The sequence below is a fragment of the Enterobacter sp. CRENT-193 genome, assembly GCF_002787395.1.
GTDB classification, from domain to species: domain Bacteria; phylum Pseudomonadota; class Gammaproteobacteria; order Enterobacterales; family Enterobacteriaceae; genus Enterobacter; species Enterobacter hormaechei_C.
Genome location: NZ_CP024812.1, coordinates 4466979 through 4484320, shown reverse-complemented (window position 1 = coordinate 4484320; position 17342 = coordinate 4466979). Strand labels below are relative to the sequence as shown.

16 protein-coding genes are annotated in these 17342 nt (G+C 57.3%); 7 read left to right on the top strand and 9 right to left on the bottom strand.

All coding sequences use genetic code 11. From position 1 onward, the window contains the following. Nucleotides 1–164: 164 nt before the first annotated feature. Entirely contained in the window at nt 165–1817 is a 1653-nt protein-coding gene (gene ushA / locus CU081_RS22365) for a bifunctional UDP-sugar hydrolase/5'-nucleotidase UshA (RefSeq protein WP_022650509.1), read from the top strand. Between the two features lie 120 nt (nt 1818–1937). On the opposite strand, the gene ybaK is transcribed toward ushA, so the two are convergent. From ybaK to copA, 3 genes are all read right to left on the bottom strand, one after another. Continuing rightward, nucleotides 1938–2417 carry a Cys-tRNA(Pro)/Cys-tRNA(Cys) deacylase YbaK gene (gene ybaK, locus CU081_RS22360; RefSeq protein ID WP_003858950.1) on the bottom strand — a complete coding sequence of 160 codons (480 nt, stop codon included), beginning with the start codon at nt 2415–2417 and terminating at the stop codon, nt 1938–1940. 198 nt (nt 2418–2615) lie between these two features. Then, a complete protein-coding gene (locus CU081_RS22355) occupies nt 2616–3410 on the bottom strand; it encodes a TraB/GumN family protein (RefSeq protein ID WP_022650510.1) in 795 nt (264 codons plus the stop codon). 50 nt (nt 3411–3460) lie between these two features. Continuing rightward, nucleotides 3461–5959, bottom strand: coding sequence for a copper-exporting P-type ATPase CopA (gene copA / locus CU081_RS22350; protein WP_003858946.1), 2499 nt, complete (start codon nt 5957–5959; stop codon nt 3461–3463). 108 nt (nt 5960–6067) lie between these two features. On the opposite strand from copA, the gene cueR reads away from it, so the two are divergent. Next, nucleotides 6068–6478, top strand: coding sequence for a Cu(I)-responsive transcriptional regulator (gene cueR, locus CU081_RS22345; RefSeq protein ID WP_017383222.1), 411 nt, complete (start codon nt 6068–6070; stop codon nt 6476–6478). Here the strand turns inward: cueR and CU081_RS22340 are convergent. The 3 genes from CU081_RS22340 to CU081_RS22330 form a co-directional block, all read right to left on the bottom strand. Beyond that, nucleotides 6475–6927: an NfeD family protein gene (locus CU081_RS22340; RefSeq protein ID WP_022650512.1), complete on the bottom strand. Its 453-nt coding sequence runs from the start codon at nt 6925–6927 to the stop codon at nt 6475–6477. The genes cueR and CU081_RS22340 overlap by 4 nt on opposite strands. Further along, nucleotides 6924–7838 carry an SPFH domain-containing protein gene (locus CU081_RS22335; RefSeq protein WP_003858941.1) on the bottom strand — a complete coding sequence of 305 codons (915 nt, stop codon included), beginning with the start codon at nt 7836–7838 and terminating at the stop codon, nt 6924–6926. The genes CU081_RS22340 and CU081_RS22335 overlap by 4 nt, the downstream gene beginning before the upstream one ends. Before the next feature lie 153 nt (nt 7839–7991). Further along, nucleotides 7992–8846 carry a hypothetical protein gene (locus CU081_RS22330; RefSeq protein WP_022650513.1) on the bottom strand — a complete coding sequence of 285 codons (855 nt, stop codon included), beginning with the start codon at nt 8844–8846 and terminating at the stop codon, nt 7992–7994. A gap of 142 nt (nt 8847–8988) precedes the next feature. On the opposite strand from CU081_RS22330, the gene fetA reads away from it, so the two are divergent. Together fetA and fetB are read left to right on the top strand one after the other, a co-directional pair. Next, complete coding sequence (fetA, locus tag CU081_RS22325; RefSeq protein WP_015571235.1) at nt 8989–9660, top strand: iron efflux ABC transporter ATP-binding subunit FetA; 672 nt, start codon at nt 8989–8991, stop codon at nt 9658–9660. Beyond that, complete coding sequence (fetB, locus tag CU081_RS22320) at nt 9653–10435, top strand: iron efflux ABC transporter permease subunit FetB (protein ID WP_003858937.1); 783 nt, start codon at nt 9653–9655, stop codon at nt 10433–10435. Before fetA ends, fetB begins: the two co-directional genes overlap by 8 nt. Before the next feature lie 51 nt (nt 10436–10486). On the opposite strand, the gene CU081_RS22315 is transcribed toward fetB, so the two are convergent. From CU081_RS22315 to tesA, 3 genes are read right to left on the bottom strand one after another with little or no spacing between them, the layout of a single operon-like run. Further along, entirely contained in the window at nt 10487–11341 is an 855-nt protein-coding gene (locus CU081_RS22315; RefSeq protein ID WP_003858935.1) for a co-chaperone YbbN, read from the bottom strand. Between the two features lie 58 nt (nt 11342–11399). Continuing rightward, nucleotides 11400–12209: an SDR family oxidoreductase gene (locus CU081_RS22310; RefSeq protein WP_006809829.1), complete on the bottom strand. Its 810-nt coding sequence runs from the start codon at nt 12207–12209 to the stop codon at nt 11400–11402. Beyond that, nucleotides 12190–12822, bottom strand: coding sequence for a multifunctional acyl-CoA thioesterase I/protease I/lysophospholipase L1 (tesA, locus tag CU081_RS22305; protein ID WP_003858933.1), 633 nt, complete (start codon nt 12820–12822; stop codon nt 12190–12192). Before tesA ends, CU081_RS22310 begins: the two co-directional genes overlap by 20 nt. Between tesA and ybbA the strand changes: the two genes are divergently transcribed. The 3 genes from ybbA to CU081_RS22290 all read left to right on the top strand — a co-directional run bounded on the left by ybbA (nt 12793) and on the right by CU081_RS22290 (nt 17218). Further along, nucleotides 12793–13479 (top strand): putative ABC transporter ATP-binding protein YbbA, encoded by a 687-nt coding sequence (gene ybbA / locus CU081_RS22300; RefSeq protein WP_003858931.1) that lies wholly within the window; start codon nt 12793–12795, stop codon nt 13477–13479. The genes tesA and ybbA overlap by 30 nt on opposite strands. Further along, nucleotides 13476–15890: a putative ABC transporter permease subunit YbbP gene (gene ybbP / locus CU081_RS22295; protein WP_022650514.1), complete on the top strand. Its 2415-nt coding sequence runs from the start codon at nt 13476–13478 to the stop codon at nt 15888–15890. Before ybbA ends, ybbP begins: the two co-directional genes overlap by 4 nt. A 182-nt stretch (nt 15891–16072) precedes the next feature. Continuing rightward, nucleotides 16073–17218 (top strand): porin, encoded by a 1146-nt coding sequence (locus CU081_RS22290; RefSeq protein WP_022650515.1) that lies wholly within the window; start codon nt 16073–16075, stop codon nt 17216–17218. Nucleotides 17219–17342: the final 124 nt, after the last annotated feature.

The window sequence follows — 17342 nt, the reverse complement described above, 5'->3', positions numbered from 1 at the left end:
AAATACCACGTCGATTTGTTATTAGAGATGCAGGGAGTAATTATTATCCGACTAACATACCCGTCCGTGACATTTGAAGAAAGTCGCAATTCTGAAAACTTATTTGTCTATTCTTGTGAGTCACTGTAATTTTTGCGTTTGTCTATGGGTCAGGGAGAGAGAAGATGAAGTTAATGAAGCGTGGCGTCGCGCTGGCGCTCATCGCCGCATGGGGGCTAACAAGCCTGCCCGCGCAGGCGTATGAAAAAGATAAAACCTATAAAATTACCATTCTGCATACTAACGATCATCACGGCCATTTCTGGCGCAGCGAATACGGTGAATATGGCCTGGCGGCGCAAAAAACGCTGGTGGACGGCATTCGTAAAGAGGTCGCGGCCCAGGGCGGCAGCGTGCTGTTGCTGTCGGGCGGGGATATTAATACCGGCGTACCGGAATCTGATTTGCAGGATGCCGAGCCTGATTTCCGCGGCATGAATTTAATTGGTTACGACGCGATGGCGGTCGGAAACCACGAGTTTGATAATCCGCTGAGCGTGTTGCGCCAGCAGGAGAAGTGGTCCAAATTCCCGTTCCTTTCCGCCAATATTTATCAGAAAAGCACCGGCGAGCGCTTGTTTAAACCGTGGGCGCTGTTCAAGCGTCAGGATCTGAAGATCGCGGTCATCGGCTTAACCACCGACGATACGGCCAAAATTGGCAACCCTGAATTTTTCACCGACATCGAATTCCGTAAACCGGCGGACGAAGCGAAGCTGGTGATCCAGGAGTTGCAGCAGAATGAAAAACCGGATGTGATTATCGCGACCACCCACATGGGGCATTACGATAACGGTCAGCACGGCTCTAACGCGCCGGGCGACGTGGAGATGGCGCGCAGCCTTCCAGCGGGCTCGCTGGCGATGATTGTGGGCGGTCATTCGCAGGATCCGGTCTGCATGGCTTCTGAGAATAAAAAGCAGGTAGATTATGTGCCCGGCACGCCGTGCGCGCCGGATCGTCAGAACGGGATCTGGATTGTACAGGCCCACGAGTGGGGTAAATACGTTGGCCGCGCGGATTTCGAATTCCGTAACGGCGAGATGAAGCTGGTGCACTATCAGCTCATCCCGGTCAACCTGAAGAAGAAAGTGACCTACCCGGACGGCAAAAGCGAGCGGGTACTCTACACGCCAGAGATCGCTGAAAACCAGCAGATGCTCTCTCTGCTGACGCCGTTCCAGAGCAAAGGGAAAGCGCAGCTGGACGTGAAGATTGGCACGCTTAACGGACGACTGGAAGGAGACCGCAGCAAAGTCCGCTTCGTGCAGACCAACATGGGGCGTCTGGTGCTGGCCGCGCAGATGGCGCGCACGAATGCGGATTTCGCCGTGATGAGCGGCGGCGGTATTCGTGACTCCATCGAAGGCGGAGACATCACCTATAAAGACGTGCTCAAAGTGCAGCCGTTTGGCAACGTGGTGGTCTATGCGGACATGAGCGGGAAGGAGGTGATTGACTACCTGACCGCCGTGGCGCAGATGAAGCCAGATTCCGGGGCGTATCCGCAGTTTGCTAACGTCAGCTTCGTCGCGAAGGACGGTAAGCTCAACGATCTCAAAATCAAAGGCGAACCGGTTGATACGGCGAAAACCTACCGCCTGGCAACGTTAAGCTTTAACGCCACCGGCGGCGACGGCTATCCGCATATCGATAACAAACCGGGCTATGTAAATACCGGGTTTATTGATGCGGAAGTGTTGAAGCAGTTTATCCAGCAAAATTCCCCGATTGACGTGAACGCGTATGAGCCGAAAGGTGAGGTGAGCTGGCAGTAGTGTGGTGCGGCCTGATGCCCTCACCCCAACCCTCTCCCACCGGGAGAGGGCGCGAACACAAAAAACGGTAACGCCTGTTACCGTTTTGCTTTTACCTCGCAGCGCCACCGGGCAATTTTCTCAATCCCGGCGCGCAATATCCGCAAATTTCGCGTCCAGCATTTTCGCCAGATCGCCTGCGGACAGTTCGATATCCAGCCCGCGTTTGCCGCCAGAAATATAGATCGTTTCAAATTCTTGCGAAGGCGCATCGATCAGCGTGGGCAGACGCTTTTTCTGACCGAGCGGGCTGATCCCGCCGACCAGATAACCCGTTGTGCGTTGCGCAACCATCGGGTCTGCCATATCGACCTTTTTCGCTCCCAGCGCTTTGGCCACTTTCTTCAGATCAAGCTGTCCGGCGACGGGCGTTACTGCTACGGCGAGGTGCTTCATATCGCCGTTCACCGCGACCAGCAGCGTTTTGTAGACCTGGTCCGCGTTCAGCCCCAGCTTGCGCACCACTTCATCACCAAAGTTGGTTTCGTTCGGATCGTGATCGTAGGTGTGGATCCGGAAAGAAATTTTGTTTTTTTCGAGTAATTTAACGGCGGGAGTCATGGCTATCCTTCTTACGACAGACGATTCATGCCAGCAGCATACGCCTGACGTTTGTCTAAAAAATAGCACCATCTTGCGCAATAGTATTGGCAGTGATGGTTACTTTGAGCGACAATCGGCGTAGCCGAAGGTCACTTCGGTATAATAAAAACGATGAAATTCCTCTTTGACGGGCCAATAGAAATATTGGCCATTTTTTTATTTCAGCAGCGACGGCAAATTCCCTTCTCCGTACAAATGCAACGCGCCAACCGCGACAACATAACGACCGGCAGGCAGGGCATATAGCGTCTCCCGCCACGCCTGGTTGCGCGCGTTCATCAGCACATCATACAACGATTCACTGAACGTCGACGGTAACGCCAGCTTACCGTCTGCGGGCGGCGCATCCAGCCACCAGCCAATCATCGTTTGCAGCAGACGCGCGTTGGTGTGCCAGTGGGTCAGGGTATCATCCAGTAGCATCTTGCCGTCATCGGGAAGCTGGCGAAGGAGCGCAATCTGGCTGTCCGTGCCTTCCAGTTCAATAACGGACAGGTTGCGCGCCCTTGCCGCATTCAGCAGTTGATAATCGATACCGTAATCGCCGCGCAGCCCCAGGCGCTGCGCCTGGGTTGCCTGTAGCACCATGGCAATTTGCCACAGGGGCAGGGTGTCGAGCATTGAGAGCGAGACGCCGGTCTCATCCGCAAGACGAGTAAGCTCAGCCAACTGCGTCTCGTTAAGACGTTCCGCCAGGGGGCGGTCGCTTTCCAGCCCGGCAAACGGCGATTCATGGCCGGAGATGTCGGCTTCGACGATCAGCGCGTCGGCGCGCTTCAGTAGTTTAATCAGGCCGGAGGGCAGGGGGGACATATCCTGCGTGCCCATATGAATGCTTCCCACCAGGTGCAGATGCTGCCCGCCCGGAAGCGAAATATCCATACCGGGCCAGGCATAACGGCGGGGAAAAAGGGCGCGAAACGATGTTTTTATACGATTAAACAGACCCATACGCGCTCCATAAACGGAAAGGTTCATGCTAGCGCGTACGGGTACAAGGTTCAATCCTTCGGTTTAAACCGCAGCAGACGGTTAGCGTTGCTCACCACGGTAATTGACGAGAGCGCCATCGCCGCACCCGCAACAACCGGGTTCAGCAGGGTACCGGTCAGCGGCCACAAAATCCCGGCGGCAATCGGAATGCCGAGCGAGTTATAGACGAACGCCCCCAGCAGGTTCTGCTTCATGTTGCGCAACGTGGCTTTCGAAATCGCCAGCGCGTCCGCCACGCCCATCAGGCTGTGGCGCATCAGGGTGATCGCCGCGGTTTCAATGGCGACATCGCTCCCGCCGCCCATCGCAATTCCTACGTCAGCCTGCGCCAGCGCCGGGGCGTCGTTGATGCCGTCGCCCACCATCGCCACCTGGCGACCCTGACTTTGCAGGTTCTTGATGGCGTCCGCTTTGCCGTCCGGCAGCACGCCCGCGATCACCTCATCAATACCGGCTTCTTTGGCGATGGCGTTGGCGGTGGTCGGGTTGTCCCCGGTCAGCATCACCAGACGATAGCCCGCGCGGTGCAGGCGCTGTAAGGCATCTACGCTGTCCTGGCGTAACGGATCGCGCACGGCCAGTAGCGCCGCCACCTGACCATCCCTCGCCAGCAGAACCGGCGTCGCGCCCTGAGAGGCCTGCGCGTTCAGCTCTGCGTCCAGCGCGGACGTATCAACGCCGTGTTCAGTCAGCAGTGCCTGGTTTCCCAGCAGCAGCGTATGGCCTTCGGCTTCACCGCTGACCCCTAAACCGCGCAGGGTGCGGAAGTTACTTACCTGCGGCAGACGGGCATCACCGGCTTTCTCCAGGATGGCGCGCGCCAGCGGGTGGCTGGAGCCTTGTTCCAGCGCGGCGGCCAGGCGCAGGGCATCCGTCTCCGTACAGCCAACGGTACTGACGGCTACCACCTGCGGTTTGCCCTCGGTGAGCGTGCCGGTTTTATCAAAAACAAGGGTGTCCAGCGTGCTTGCCCGTTGCAGGGCGTCAGCATCACGGACCAGTACGCCAAATTCGGCGGCGCGTCCGACGCCAGAGATAATCGACATCGGCGTGGCCAGGCCAAGGGCACAAGGGCAGGCGATGATCAGTACCGTGGTGGCGATCACCAGGGTGTAGACAATCTGCGGCGCCGGGCCGAAGAAATACCAGATTGCCGCGCTCAGCAGGGCAATACCGACGACCACCGGCACAAAAATGGCGGAGATTTTATCGGCAAGCTGACCAATCTCCGGCTTACTGCTCTGCGCCTGGCGGACCATGCGAATGATGCGTGACAGCGTGGTATGGCTCCCGACCGCGCTGGCGCGGAACAGCACGCTGCCGTCCTGCACGACCGTACCGGCATGCACGGCGTCGCCCTGAGATTTCTGCTGAGGAATCGGCTCGCCGGTCAGCATCGCTTCATCCAGCCAGGCATCGCCCTGGGTGATTTCACCGTCGACGGGCACGCGGTCGCCGGTGGTCAGGCGCAGCGTCATTCCCGGCTGTACCTCTGAGAGCGGAACGCTTTTTTCCCCGTCGTCCGTGACCACGCGGGCCGTCGGCGGGGTTAAATCGAGTAATCTTTCCAGCGCTTTCGACGAGCGCTGACGCGCGCGGGCTTCGAGCATATGGCCTAAGTTAATCAGACCGATAATCATCGCACTCGCTTCATAATAGAGATGGCGCGCCTCCATCGGGAACCACTGCGGCCAGACGTTAACGCTCATCGAATAGAGCCACGCCGCGCCGGTCCCGAGGGCGACCAGGGTATCCATCGTCGCGGTGCGGTTTTTCAGGCTCTTCCAGGCGCTGGTATAGAAATGCCCGCCTGCAAACACCATCACCGCAAGGGTAATCAGACCAATCACCAGCCACAGGGTGCGGTTGTCAGCGGTGACCATCATGTTGTCACCCATCATGCCCCACACCATCACCGGAATACCGACCAGCAGGGCGACAATCGCCTGCCAGCGGAAGCGCTTCATGGTGGCGACAGCCGTTTCCTGCTGGCGCTCGCGGCGCTCGGCATCATCTTCGATGGCCTCCGCCCCGTAGCCCGCTTTCTCCACGGCCTGCACTAACTCTGCGGCGGAGGCGCTGCCCATCACCAGCGCAGTACGCTCCGCCAGGTTTACCCGTGCCTGTGCTACACCCGGTACCGCCTGTAAGGCGTTTTGTACCCGGGAAACGCAGCTGGCGCAGCTCATGCCGTTGATCAGCAGTTGTTGGCTGTCATCAATGTCATCAGCTACCGGAAGCTCAGGAGTGGCCGCTGTCAGTGCTTCCGACGGGGATGATGACTCTGCCAGCGGTTTAGCCTTTGGGTGGCTTAACTCCGCCCCGTAACCGGCCTGTTTAATGGTATCAATCAGCGCGTCGGCGCTGGCGCTGCCGGTCACGGCGGCATGATCGATAGTCACCTCAGCGCTTTCCACGTCAGGACGCTGCTCCAGGCTTTCTTTAACGCGTTTGACACAGTGGCCGCAGGAGAGGCCGTCCAGTGTCAGGTCAATAGTGTGAGACATAACAAAACTCCCGTATAATGTTCTGGTCAATTGTTGACCTTCACTCTGCTTTTCGCTAACTGTTATGAAGGTTAAACCTTCCATCAAGGGGAAGGTCAAGGGGGAAATGTGAATATCAGCGATGTTGCGAAAAAAACCGGCTTAACCAGCAAAGCGATTCGCTTTTATGAGGAAAAAGGGCTGGTGACGCCACCGTTGCGCAGTGAGAACGGCTACCGCAGCTATACGCAGCTGCATCTTGATGAACTGACGTTACTGCGCCAGGCAAGACAGGTAGGATTTAACCTTGAAGAGTGCGGCGAGCTGGTTAACCTGTTTAACGATCCGAAACGCCACAGTGCCGACGTGAAAAAACGTACGCTGGAAAAAGTGGCGGAGATCGAACGCCATATCATCGAATTACAGGCGATGCGTGAGCAACTGTTACAGCTGGCAGAATCCTGCCCGGGAGATGACAGCGCCGAGTGCCCGATTATCGACAATCTTTCCGGCTGCTGCCACCGTAAAACCCACGCCTAACAGGCTTTAACCCGCAGGGTAATGCCTTCCACCGCAATGACCTCAACCCGCGTGCCGGCGCTGAGGTCATCGTCGGCCACCACCGGCCACGAACTGTCCCCCACGCGCATATGACCGCGTCCGTTGATCAGCGTGTTATCAAGCGTAAAGCGTTTACCCACGATCTGCTGCCCACGCTGGTTGAGATGCGCGTCGACCGGCTTCTGCGCCTTCACCCGTTTGTTCAGCCAGCGCCACCACAGCCAGGCGGCCAGCAGCGTCAGCACGGCAAACAGCGCGCCCTGCCACTCCCAGCCAACAGGCAGCAGCCAGACGACCAGCCCGGTAATCACCGCGGCAACCCCGCTCCAAAGCAGATAACCGTTGCCGCCAAGCATCTCAGCGGCCAGCAGCAGTCCGCCAAGGCTTAGCCAGAACGCATGAGGATGTGCAACGATGAGCTCGATCATTTTTTACGCTCGTTTCCGCCGTCTTTGATCAGTTCGGCAATTCCGGCGATAGACCCCATCAGGCTGCTGGCATCCAGCGGCATCATCACCACCTTGCTGTTGTTCGCGGAGCCGATCTCCTTCAGCGCATCGGTATATTTTTGTGCGACGAAGTAGTTCACGGCCTGGATATCCCCGGCGGCAATCGCCTCGGAGACCATTTGCGTCGCGCGGGCTTCCGCTTCTGCCGAACGTTCACGCGCTTCCGCCTGGAGGAAGGCAGACTGACGGTCGCCCTCGGCTTTCAGGATCTGCGACTGTTTTTCCCCTTCCGCTTTCAGGATTTCAGCCTGACGCACCCCTTCGGCTTCAAGAATATAGGCACGCTTGGTACGCTCGGCCTTCATCTGCGCATTCATGGAAGCAATCAGCTCTGCCGGTGGGCGCACGTCGCGGATCTCAATGCGTGTCACTTTGATCCCCCACGGATTGGTGGCTTCATCCACAATGTGCAGCAGGCGGGTATTAATGCTGTCGCGCTGGGAGAGCATTTCATCCAGCTCCATCGAGCCAAGCACGGTACGGATGTTGGTCATGGTCAGGTTGACGATCGCCAGCTCCAGGTTGCTCACCTCATAGGCCGCTTTTGGCGCATCAATCACCTGAATAAAGCACACCGCATCGATGGTGACGTTGGCGTTATCCTTGGAGATGACTTCCTGAGAAGGGATATCCAGCACCTGCTCCATCATGTTGATCTTGCGCCCAATTCTGTCCATGAACGGGACGATCAGGCTTAAACCCGGCTGAAGGGTATTGGTGTAGCGACCGAAGCGTTCGACGGTCCACTGGTAACCCTGCGGGACAATTTTGACGCCTGCGCCCACGATAACCAGCGCAACGAAAATAAGGACAGGAACAACGATGAGCATAAAAACCTCCTGTTTTGCATGCCGTAACGAGAAAACTGCGTATTTGTTGAACGTAAGTATATCGGCTAACGAACAGGATTTCGCCCCTGTAAAGAGGTGGGAACCGGACTGGCAGAAATAAAACGCCCCGTTCGGGATGCGGGGCGCAAAGCGTTACTTTTCAGACCAGGTATAGCTGAAGTCAGTGATAAACCCATCCCCGGCGTCAGCGATGGCTTTTGATAAGCCCTTATAGTATTTTTCCAGGCCGATGGCCTCTATCTGCTGGATCTGCTCGCGAACGGGAGCGCAGAACAGCACCGCATTGCCCGCTCCGACACGTTTGTTGTTCGGCGGCAGATCGCCAGTAATCGCTTTAAACCAGGTTCTGATCCCTTGCTTTAAGTTGTGCGGCGCTTTTGTAAGATCCTCCTGGCCGGTCAGCACCTGTAGGGTAGGGAATTCATTAGCATTGACGGCGGTTTTCATACGCGCAAAGAACGCGGTAAAAAGCTCAAAAGAGCCGAGATCCGTAACGCGAGGCTTGGTAGTTTTTCCGTTTTTATTGCCCATTTTTCCGGCAGGGGCTGTAGGTGCCGGAACCACATTGACCTTATGCAGATCCAGACCAAACAGCAGATTGCAGTGCGCCCGGCGCTCTTTAAGCGGGTAGGACATCAGCACGTCAATAAACGCCGTCGCCTTCACATCGGCCAGGTCATGGTTAATCAGCCATTGCGAGCGGGCAAATTCCGCAGGGGAAACGAACCAGTCAGGCACCTCAGTAAAGCGTCTGGATTTACCCTTGCCGTCAAACTCGAGAAAGTAAGCCCCATCATCGAAAGCAAAATAGCAGTTTTTAAAGCTACCGATTGTGGTGTTAACGATGAGCGCCTTCTTAACAAAATCGACCACCTCTGCCCCCATGACAAAACGCGTGAGTTCAGAAGAATTGATGACTTCCATTAATGTTTCCACATCAGGAACACCAGGCTTCAGGGAGGAGAACTCATAAAAGATATGTGTCATGTTGCTGACTTCCTGTAGTTATAGAGGTGACAATAAACAGGCAAAAAGTTTAACACTTGCTATAGGTTAAGGCTATTCGCGCTGCGTAGCGGAAAGGATTATGCTAAAGGCTCTTCTTATCACAGCGGTTAATGGAATCGGAATGAATAATAAAAAAAATCTTCTGGATATCAGGGATGTTGGCTTTCGTGTGGGTGATAACACCATCCTTCAGCACGTCGATTTTTGTCTCTCTCCGGGCGAATTTAAACTGATAACCGGTCCCTCCGGCTGCGGCAAAAGCACCCTCCTGAAAATCGTGGCTTCGCTACTGAGCCCAACGGAGGGAACCATCCTGTTTGCAGGAAAAGATATCGCCACGCTTTCACCGGAAAGCTATCGCCAGCAGGTGTCATACTGCGTGCAAACGCCGTCCCTGTTTGGCGACACGGTGTACGACAATCTGGTTTTCCCCTGGCACATCCGCAACCAAACGCCTGATCCGAAAAAGTTTACCGACGATCTGACCCGGTTCGGGCTTTCGCCGGAGACGCTGACCAAATCGATCGCCGAACTGTCGGGAGGGGAAAAGCAGCGCGTCTCGCTGATCCGTAACCTGCAATTCTTGCCGAAGGCGCTGTTGCTGGACGAAATCACCAGCGCGCTGGATGACGCTAACAAGCGCAACGTCAATGACATTATCCATCGCTACGCCCGGGAGCAGAATATTGCCGTGCTGTGGGTGACGCATGATTCAAATGAAATTACCCATGCGGATGATGTCATCACGCTCAGGCCGCAGGGCGGGAAAATGGAGGAGGCTCACCGTGGGTGAACATAACATAACCAACGAATCGCTGGCGCTGTCAATGGTCCTGGTGCTGGTGGCGATTGTGGTCAGCTACCGGGAAAAGCTGGGGCTGGAAAAAGATATTCTTTGGAGTATCGCCCGCGCGGTCATTCAGCTCATCATCGTCGGCTATGTACTGAAATACATCTTCAACGTCAATCATGCCGTGCTGACCCTGTTGATGGTGCTATTTATCTGCTTTAACGCGGCATGGAACGCGCAGAAACGCAGTAAATACATCGATAAAGCGTTCATTTCGTCGTTGATCGCCATCACTACCGGGACCGCGTTAACGCTGGCTGTGCTGGTGCTTTCCGGCTCGATAGAATTTACGCCGATGCAGGTGATCCCCATTTCCGGGATGATTGCGGGCAATGCGATGGTGGCGGTCGGGTTGTGCTACAACAATCTGGGGCAACGGTTCAGCAGTGAACGGCAGCAGCTTCAGGAGAAGCTAAGCCTTGGCGCGACGCCGAAGGTGGCCTCGGCGAGGTTGATCCGCGACAGCATTCGCTCTTCGCTGATCCCAACGGTGGATTCCGCCAAAACGGTGGGGCTGGTGAGCCTGCCGGGCATGATGTCGGGGCTGATTTTTGCCGGTATCGATCCGGTAAAAGCCATTAAATACCAGATTATGGTGACGTTTATGCTGCTCTCTACGGCGAGCCTGTCCACCATCATTGCCTGCTACCTGACCTATCGGAAGTTTTACAACGCGCGCCACCAGCTGGTGGTGACGCAGTTGAAAAAGACGAGGTAATATCTGCTTTTGTAGGCCCGGTAAGCGTTAGCGCCACCGGGCATTTTTTTGCTAGTAGAGCAACGCGTACAGCTGACGACGATATTTCGACGCCAGCGCGTCACCGGTACCCAGCGCGGCCAGGATCTCCTGGAACATCTTCCGCGCCTGTCCGTCTGCGGCGCCCAGGTCCTTTTGAAGATGGCTAAACAGCAGCTCCAGCGCCTCTTCGTTACGCCCCACCTGATGCAGCTGAAGCGCCAGCTGGCTTGCCAGCGCGGCATCCTGCGGGTTGTCCGCAACCTGCTGCTGAAGCTGTTGAATTTCAGGGGTATCGGCCGCCTGTTTAAGCAGGTCAATCTGCGCCACCAGACCCTGATAACGGGTATCCTGATCCTGCATCGGCACCGTTTTCAGCACGGCTTCCGCGTCTTCAGGGCGGTGCAGTGCAATCTGGGTCTCTGCCAGCAGCAGACCAATCTGGCTGTTCTGGTTCGACAGCTGCCACGCGTCTTTTAACAGCGGCAGCGCCTCGTCGTACTTGCCTTCCTGCATCAGCGCCATGGCTTCCTGCGCTTTCAGCTCTTCTTCGCGCGGCAGGACTTTATCCAGCAGGGCGCGGATCGCCTCTTCGGGCTGCGGCCCCTGGAAGCCATCCACCGGCTGACCGTTCTGGAACAGGTAGACGGTTGGGATCGCACGCAGGCCAAACTGGGAAGCCACCATCGGTTCGGCGTCACAATCCAGCTTCGCCAGAATGAACTGACCGTTGTACTGCGCGGCAAGGCTTTCCAGGACCGGCGTCAGTTGCAGGCAGTGTTGGCTGCGTTCAGACCAGAAGTAGAACAGCACCGGTTTAGTCATTGACTGTTCGAGCGTCTGTTGCAGGTTAGCTTCAGTTATGTTGACGATATTCTGTACGGACATGCGGCATTCTCTTTTATCGGTTTACTCTTTACATGGGGGTAAGCGTGGTCGCTTCAACTCAACCCTGCAAAATTTTGTCCATCATCCGCCCCGGCAGCAGGCGTTTCAACCAGCCGACGGCATGGGTCACCAGCGTGACCGGATAGCGCATTTTAGGGGTATCGCTCTCAAACGCGTGGCGCACTTTGGCAACGACGGCTTCTGGCCCAAGCGTAAAACGCGCCGCGATGCCGGGATTTTCGACCGGTTTGTCCGCCTGCGTCTGGTTAACGTTTTCCGTAAAGCGGGTGCGGATCGGGCCGGGTTCAATCAGGCTGACCTTAATACCGCTGTGGCGCAGCTCCATGCGCAACGCATCGGACCAGGCTTCAAGCGCATATTTACTGGCAGCGTAAGCCCCGCGGCCCGGCGTGGAGATCAGGCCCATCACCGAGGAGGTCATGACAATCCGCCCTTCGCCGTGCGGCAGCATGGCCGGGAGAAGGCGCATGGTAAGCTGATGCGCCCCGAAAAAGTTTGCGGAGAACTGCTGCTCCAGCTGTTCCCGTGAGAGAGTCTGTAGCGGGCCGTACACGCCGTAGCCCGCATTGTTGAACAGACCGTAAAGACGGTTGTTGGTCAGGGCGATAACCTCATCGGCGGCCTGCTCTACGCTCTCTGGCGAATCGAGATCCAGCAGAATGCCGGTAAATCCCAGCCCTCGCATGCGTTCGACATCCTCGGGTTTGCGGCAGGCTGCCAGCACCCAAAACCCCTGACGTTTCAGTTCAAGGGCGCTTTCAAGGCCAATTCCGCTGGAACATCCTGTTATTAAGACCGATTTTTGCATAACTTTACCTGTCAGGTTCTCAGCTGTTTGACGAGTCATGTTTTACTAAAGGAGCCAGCCGGGTTGCCATCCAGTCGGCAATAAACGGCTGGGCATCGCGATTGGGGTGAATGCCATCATCCTGCATCCACTGGGGTTTCAGATAGACCTCTTCCATGAAAAATGGCAGCAGCGGAATATCAAACTCTTTGGCAAGCTTAGGATAGATCGCGCTAAACGCCTCATTATACCGACGGCCGTAGTTAGCGGGCAGGCGAATTTGCATCAGCAGCGGCTGGGCATTGGCGGCCTTAATGGTCTGCAAAATGGTCCGCAGCGTTTGCTCCGTTTGCTGAGGCTGGAAGCCGCGCAAACCATCATTACCGCCCAGTTCGACCAGCACCCAACGCGGTTGATGCTGCTTAAGCAGGGCAGGCAGGCGCGATAAGCCTTGCTGCGACGTATCGCCGCTGATGCTGCCGTTCACGACAGAGGCCCGGGACTGCCATTTATCATTGAGCAGGGCGGGCCAGGCCGCACTGGCGGCCATACGATAGCCCGCGCTCAGGCTGTCGCCCAGAATCAATAACGTGTCCGCAGCCGCCGCGCGGAAGGTCATCAGCATCAAAAACAGGAAGGGCAAATGCCAGCGGAAAACATTGTTGAAGTTCATCGTCTTAAGAAGTCCGTCGGTCAGGGGGAACACGAGCTTTCCATCCTCACCGGAGTTGAACTCGTTGTCAAACGTGCCGAAACCATCGCCCTGATTGGTGAATCCGGTTCCGGTAAGTCCACGCTGCTGGCCATTCTCGCCGGTCTGGACGATGGCAGCAGTGGGGAAGTGAACCTGGTCGGCCAGCCCCTCCACGCGCTTGATGAAGAGGCCCGCGCCGCGCTGCGAGCCCGGCATATCGGGTTTGTCTTTCAGTCATTCATGCTGATCCCGACGCTGAACGCGCTGGAAAACGTTGAGCTACCTGGCCTGCTGCGCGGTGAAAATACCCGTGAAAGCCGCGATCACGCGAAGGCGTTGCTGGAACAGCTGGGGCTGGGAAAACGTCTCGACCACCTTCCGGCACAGCTTTCCGGCGGTGAGCAGCAGCGCGTGGCGCTGGCCAGGGCGTTTAACGGGCGCCCGGAAGTGCTGTTTGCCGATGAGCCAACGGGCAATCTCGACCGTAAAACCGGGGACAGAATTGCCGATCTGCTGTTTTCCCTCAACCGCGAGCACGGCACCACGCTGATTCTGGTTACCCACGACCCGCAGCTGGCCGCCCGCTGCGACCGCCGCCTGCGGCTGGTGAACGGTATTCTTCAGGAGGAAGCATGATTGCCCGCTGGTTCTGGCGCGAGTGGCGCTCGCCCTCGCTGCTGATTGTCTGGCTGGCGTTGAGCCTGGCGGTGGCCTGCGTGCTGGCGCTCGGTAGCGTCAGCGATCGTATGGAGAAAGGGCTTAGCCAGCAGAGTCGGGAATTTATGGCCGGGGACCGGGCTCTGCAAAGTTCTCGCCCCGTGCCGCCGGGCTGGATTGAGGAAGCGCGCAAAGAGGGGCTGAAAGTAGGGGAGCAGATCACCTTTCAGACCATGACCTTTGCGGGCGACACGCCGCAGCTTGCCAGCGTAAAAGCCGTGGATGACATCTACCCGATGTACGGTGACTTACAAACCAGCCCGCCGGGGCTAAAACCGACGGCCGGTACGGTCCTGCTGGCATCGCGACTGATGGCGCTGCTGAACCTGAAGCCCGGCGACAGTATCGACGTCGGCGACGCGACACTCAAAATTGCCGGGGAAGTGGTGCAGGAGCCCGACTCCGGATTTAATCCGTTCCAGCTTGCGCCGCGCCTGCTGATGAACACCGCGGATGTGGCGAAAACCCACGCCGTCCAGCCGGGAAGCCGTGTCACCTGGCGGTATAAGTTTGGCGGAACGCCCGCTCAGCTGGAGGCGTACGAAAAATGGCTCCTGCCGCAGCTCAAGCCGGAACACCGCTGGTACGGACTGGAGCAGGATGACGGGGCGCTCGGCAAATCTCTTGAGCGTTCTCAGCAGTTCCTGCTGCTGTCGGCGCTGTTAACCCTGCTGCTAGCCATTGCGGCGGTTGCCGTGGCGATGGGGCACTACTGCCGCAGCCGTTACGATCTGGTGGCGATCCTCAAAACCCTCGGCGCGGGCCGCGCGCAACTGCGCAAGCTGATTGTCGGCCAGTGGCTGATGGTGCTGGCGCTGTCGGCTCTGACCGGCGGGGCGATAGGGCTACTGTTTGAAAAGCTGCTGATGGTGCTGCTCAAACCGGTACTGCCCGCCGCATTACCGCCTGCCAGCCTCTGGCCGTGGCTGTGGGCAATCGGCGCGATGACGACGATCTCCCTGCTGGTGGGGTTACGCCCGTACCGGCTGCTACTCGCCACCCAGCCGCTGCGCGTGCTGCGCCGCGATGTGGTGGCCAGCGTTTGGCCGCTGAAGTTCTACCTGCCGGTGATTATTGCGGTGGCGGTCGGGCTGCTGGCCTGGCTGATGGGCGGCAGTACGCTGCTGTGGGCGGTGCTGGCGGGCGCGGTGGTGCTGGCGCTGCTGTGCGGCGTAGTGGGCTGGATACTGCTTAATGTGCTGAGAAAGCTGACAGTTAAATCACTTTCCATACGGTTAGCGGTTAACCGACTGCTGCACCAGCCGTGGTCTACCCTCAGCCAGCTCTCGGCATTTTCGCTGTCGTTTATGCTGCTGGCGCTTCTGCTGGTGCTGCGCGGGGATCTGCTGGATCGCTGGCAGCAGCAGCTTCCGCCAGAAAGCCCGAACTATTTCCTGATCAACATCGCGCCCGAGCAGGTGACGCCGCTGAAGGGCTTCCTGTCCGAGCATCACATTATTCCCGAGTCGTTCTATCCGATCGTGCGCGCCCGACTGACGCAGATCAACGGCCAGTCGACGGAGGGAAATAAGGATGAATCGCTCAACCGCGAACTCAACCTGACCTGGCAGGCGAAACGTCCGGACCATAACCCGATCGTTGCTGGCACCTGGCCGCCGAAAGCGGGGGAAGTGTCGATGGAGGAGGGGCTGGCGACACGCCTGAACGTGAACCTCGGCGACAGCGTGACCTTCACCGGTGATACCCAGGATTTCACCGCCAAAGTTACCAGCCTGCGTAAAGTGGACTGGGAAAGCCTGCGGCCAAACTTCTTCTTCATCTTCCCGCCGGGTGCGCTGGACGGACAGCCCCAGAGCTGGCTCACCAGCTTCCGCTGGGAAAACGGCAACGGCATGCTGACGCAGCTTAACCGGGAATTTCCGACGGTGAGCCTGCTGGATATCGGCGCGATCCTTAAACAGGTCGGGCAGGTGCTGGAGCAGGTAAGCCGCGCGCTGGAGGTGATGGTGGTGCTGGTGACGATCTGTGGCATATTGCTGCTGCTGGCGCAGGTGCAGGTCGGCATGCGTCAGCGTCATCAGGAGCTGGTTGTCTACCGCACGCTGGGGGCAAGTAAACGGCTGCTGCGCGCCACGCTGTGGAGCGAATTTGCCCTGCTCGGGCTGGTGGCGGGCCTGGTGGCGGCCATCGGGGCGGAAACCGCGCTGGCGGTACTCCAGAGCAAAGTCTTCGACTTCCCGTGGGAGCCCGACTGGCGGCTGTGGCTCACGCTGCCCGTCTGCGGCGCCGTGCTGCTGTCCCTGTGCGGCGGCTGGCTCGGATCCCGGCTGTTGAAAGGTAAAGCGCTATTCCGCCAGTTTGTCAGCTAGTTTACTGACGTGATGATGACGCACCGGCATTTCTGCTGGTGCGTCATTGCTTAACGGCACAAATCGTTAATGCCCCTGCATTTAGTAGCACAAAACATTAAAAACCCGCCCACACAGCCCGAATTTTTCCGGTTAATATTCACCAGCTAAATATTTAGCAGCGTGTCTATCAAGGAAAAAGAATGACTATAAGAAAAACAGCGCTGGCGACAACGATCGGCGCAGCAGTGGCATTGGCTTCTTTCGCATCCCAGGCGGAAATCACTCTTCTGAAACAGGATCCGCAGGCGGGTAACCCGCTGAGCCGCCTGAACTTCACCGTTGGCGGTAGTATTCGTCCTCAGTTCCAGAACATGACCGGCGATGACGGCAAAAACGGCTACAAGCGCAACGGCTTTGACGGCGGTACCCGCTTCCGTTTCGCGGCAGACTACTACCTGTTCGATGACATCAGCTGGATCACTTACTACGAGCTGGGTGTGAACATTCCGGCGCAGTTTAACTGGGATAACCACTACGCCGACGGCGCGCACGATACTTCACGCCGTATGCTCTACACCGGTCTGAAGAGCGACACCTGGGGTACGCTGACCTTCGGCCAGCAGAACAGCGTGTACTATGACGTGGTGGGCGCAAAAACCGATATCTGGGACTACGACATGATTGGTCAGGCGCCAGGTAACGGGATTAATGGCGACTACGACGGCTCTTACCGTTCACGCCAGATGCTGAAGTACAAGAAAACCGTGGGCGATGCTGACATCTACGCCTCTTACCTGTTTGAAGACAGCGAATACCTGCCGGGCAACGGCCTGCGCTACAAGCGTAAAGGCGGCGGTTCACTGGGTATCGATTATCACCTGACCACCGATCTGACCTGGGGCGCAGCGTGGAACTACACCCGCGCGGACATGCGTAACCCGGACAACGGCGACAGCAAATCCTACGACCAGAACATCCTTGGTACCGCCCTGAGCTGGACGCCGGATAACTGGACCTTCTCCGCAGGCGGCGGCTGGTATCAAAACTTCCTGACCACCAAAAAAGTGTCCGTTAACGACTACTTCGCCGGTGATGCATGGGGTATTGAATACTTTGCGGGTTACAAGTTCCCTGTTGGTCAGTATGCGGTGAAATCCATCCAGCCGTACTTCATGGGCGACCGTATCGAGTACGTGAATGGCCGTAACTACCAGCGCATCGACAACGGTGTGGGTATCAGCTTCCAGCTGGATTACGGTTTCCGCGTGGATTACGAACACGTGTTCACCTCCAGCACCGACAACCTGGGCGACATGAACCTGGTGCGTCTGCGTTACGACTTCTAAGTTGTCATGTAGGGTGCGGCCTGATGCCCTCACCCTGACCCTCTCCCACGGGGAGAGGGAAAAAACATTAAAAACGGCAACCCAGGTTGCCGTTTTGCTTTTACCTCGCCACCCGGCTTTATTT

Bases quoted from the DNA above. Each gene is read 5' to 3' on its own strand.
- fetA (WP_015571235.1), top strand. From the start codon at position 8,989: ATGAATAATAAAAAAAATCTTCTGGATATCAGGGATGTTGGCTTTCGT.
- CU081_RS22310 (WP_006809829.1), bottom strand. From the start codon at position 12,209: ATGACTCGTCAAACAGCTGAGAACCTGACAGGTAAAGTTATGCAAAAA.
- ushA (WP_022650509.1), top strand. From the start codon at position 165: ATGAAGTTAATGAAGCGTGGCGTCGCGCTGGCGCTCATCGCCGCATGG.
- copA (WP_003858946.1), bottom strand. From the start codon at position 5,959: ATGTCTCACACTATTGACCTGACACTGGACGGCCTCTCCTGCGGCCAC.
- CU081_RS22315 (WP_003858935.1), bottom strand. From the start codon at position 11,341: ATGTCCGTACAGAATATCGTCAACATAACTGAAGCTAACCTGCAACAG.
- CU081_RS22340 (WP_022650512.1), bottom strand. From the start codon at position 6,927: ATGATCGAGCTCATCGTTGCACATCCTCATGCGTTCTGGCTAAGCCTT.
- ybbP (WP_022650514.1), top strand. From the start codon at position 13,476: ATGATTGCCCGCTGGTTCTGGCGCGAGTGGCGCTCGCCCTCGCTGCTG.
- CU081_RS22335 (WP_003858941.1), bottom strand. From the start codon at position 7,838: ATGCTCATCGTTGTTCCTGTCCTTATTTTCGTTGCGCTGGTTATCGTG.
- ybaK (WP_003858950.1), bottom strand. From the start codon at position 2,417: ATGACTCCCGCCGTTAAATTACTCGAAAAAAACAAAATTTCTTTCCGG.
- CU081_RS22355 (WP_022650510.1), bottom strand. From the start codon at position 3,410: ATGGGTCTGTTTAATCGTATAAAAACATCGTTTCGCGCCCTTTTTCCC.
- CU081_RS22330 (WP_022650513.1), bottom strand. From the start codon at position 8,846: ATGACACATATCTTTTATGAGTTCTCCTCCCTGAAGCCTGGTGTTCCT.
- ybbA (WP_003858931.1), top strand. From the start codon at position 12,793: ATGCCAGCGGAAAACATTGTTGAAGTTCATCGTCTTAAGAAGTCCGTC.
- tesA (WP_003858933.1), bottom strand. From the start codon at position 12,822: ATGAACTTCAACAATGTTTTCCGCTGGCATTTGCCCTTCCTGTTTTTG.
- CU081_RS22290 (WP_022650515.1), top strand. From the start codon at position 16,073: ATGACTATAAGAAAAACAGCGCTGGCGACAACGATCGGCGCAGCAGTG.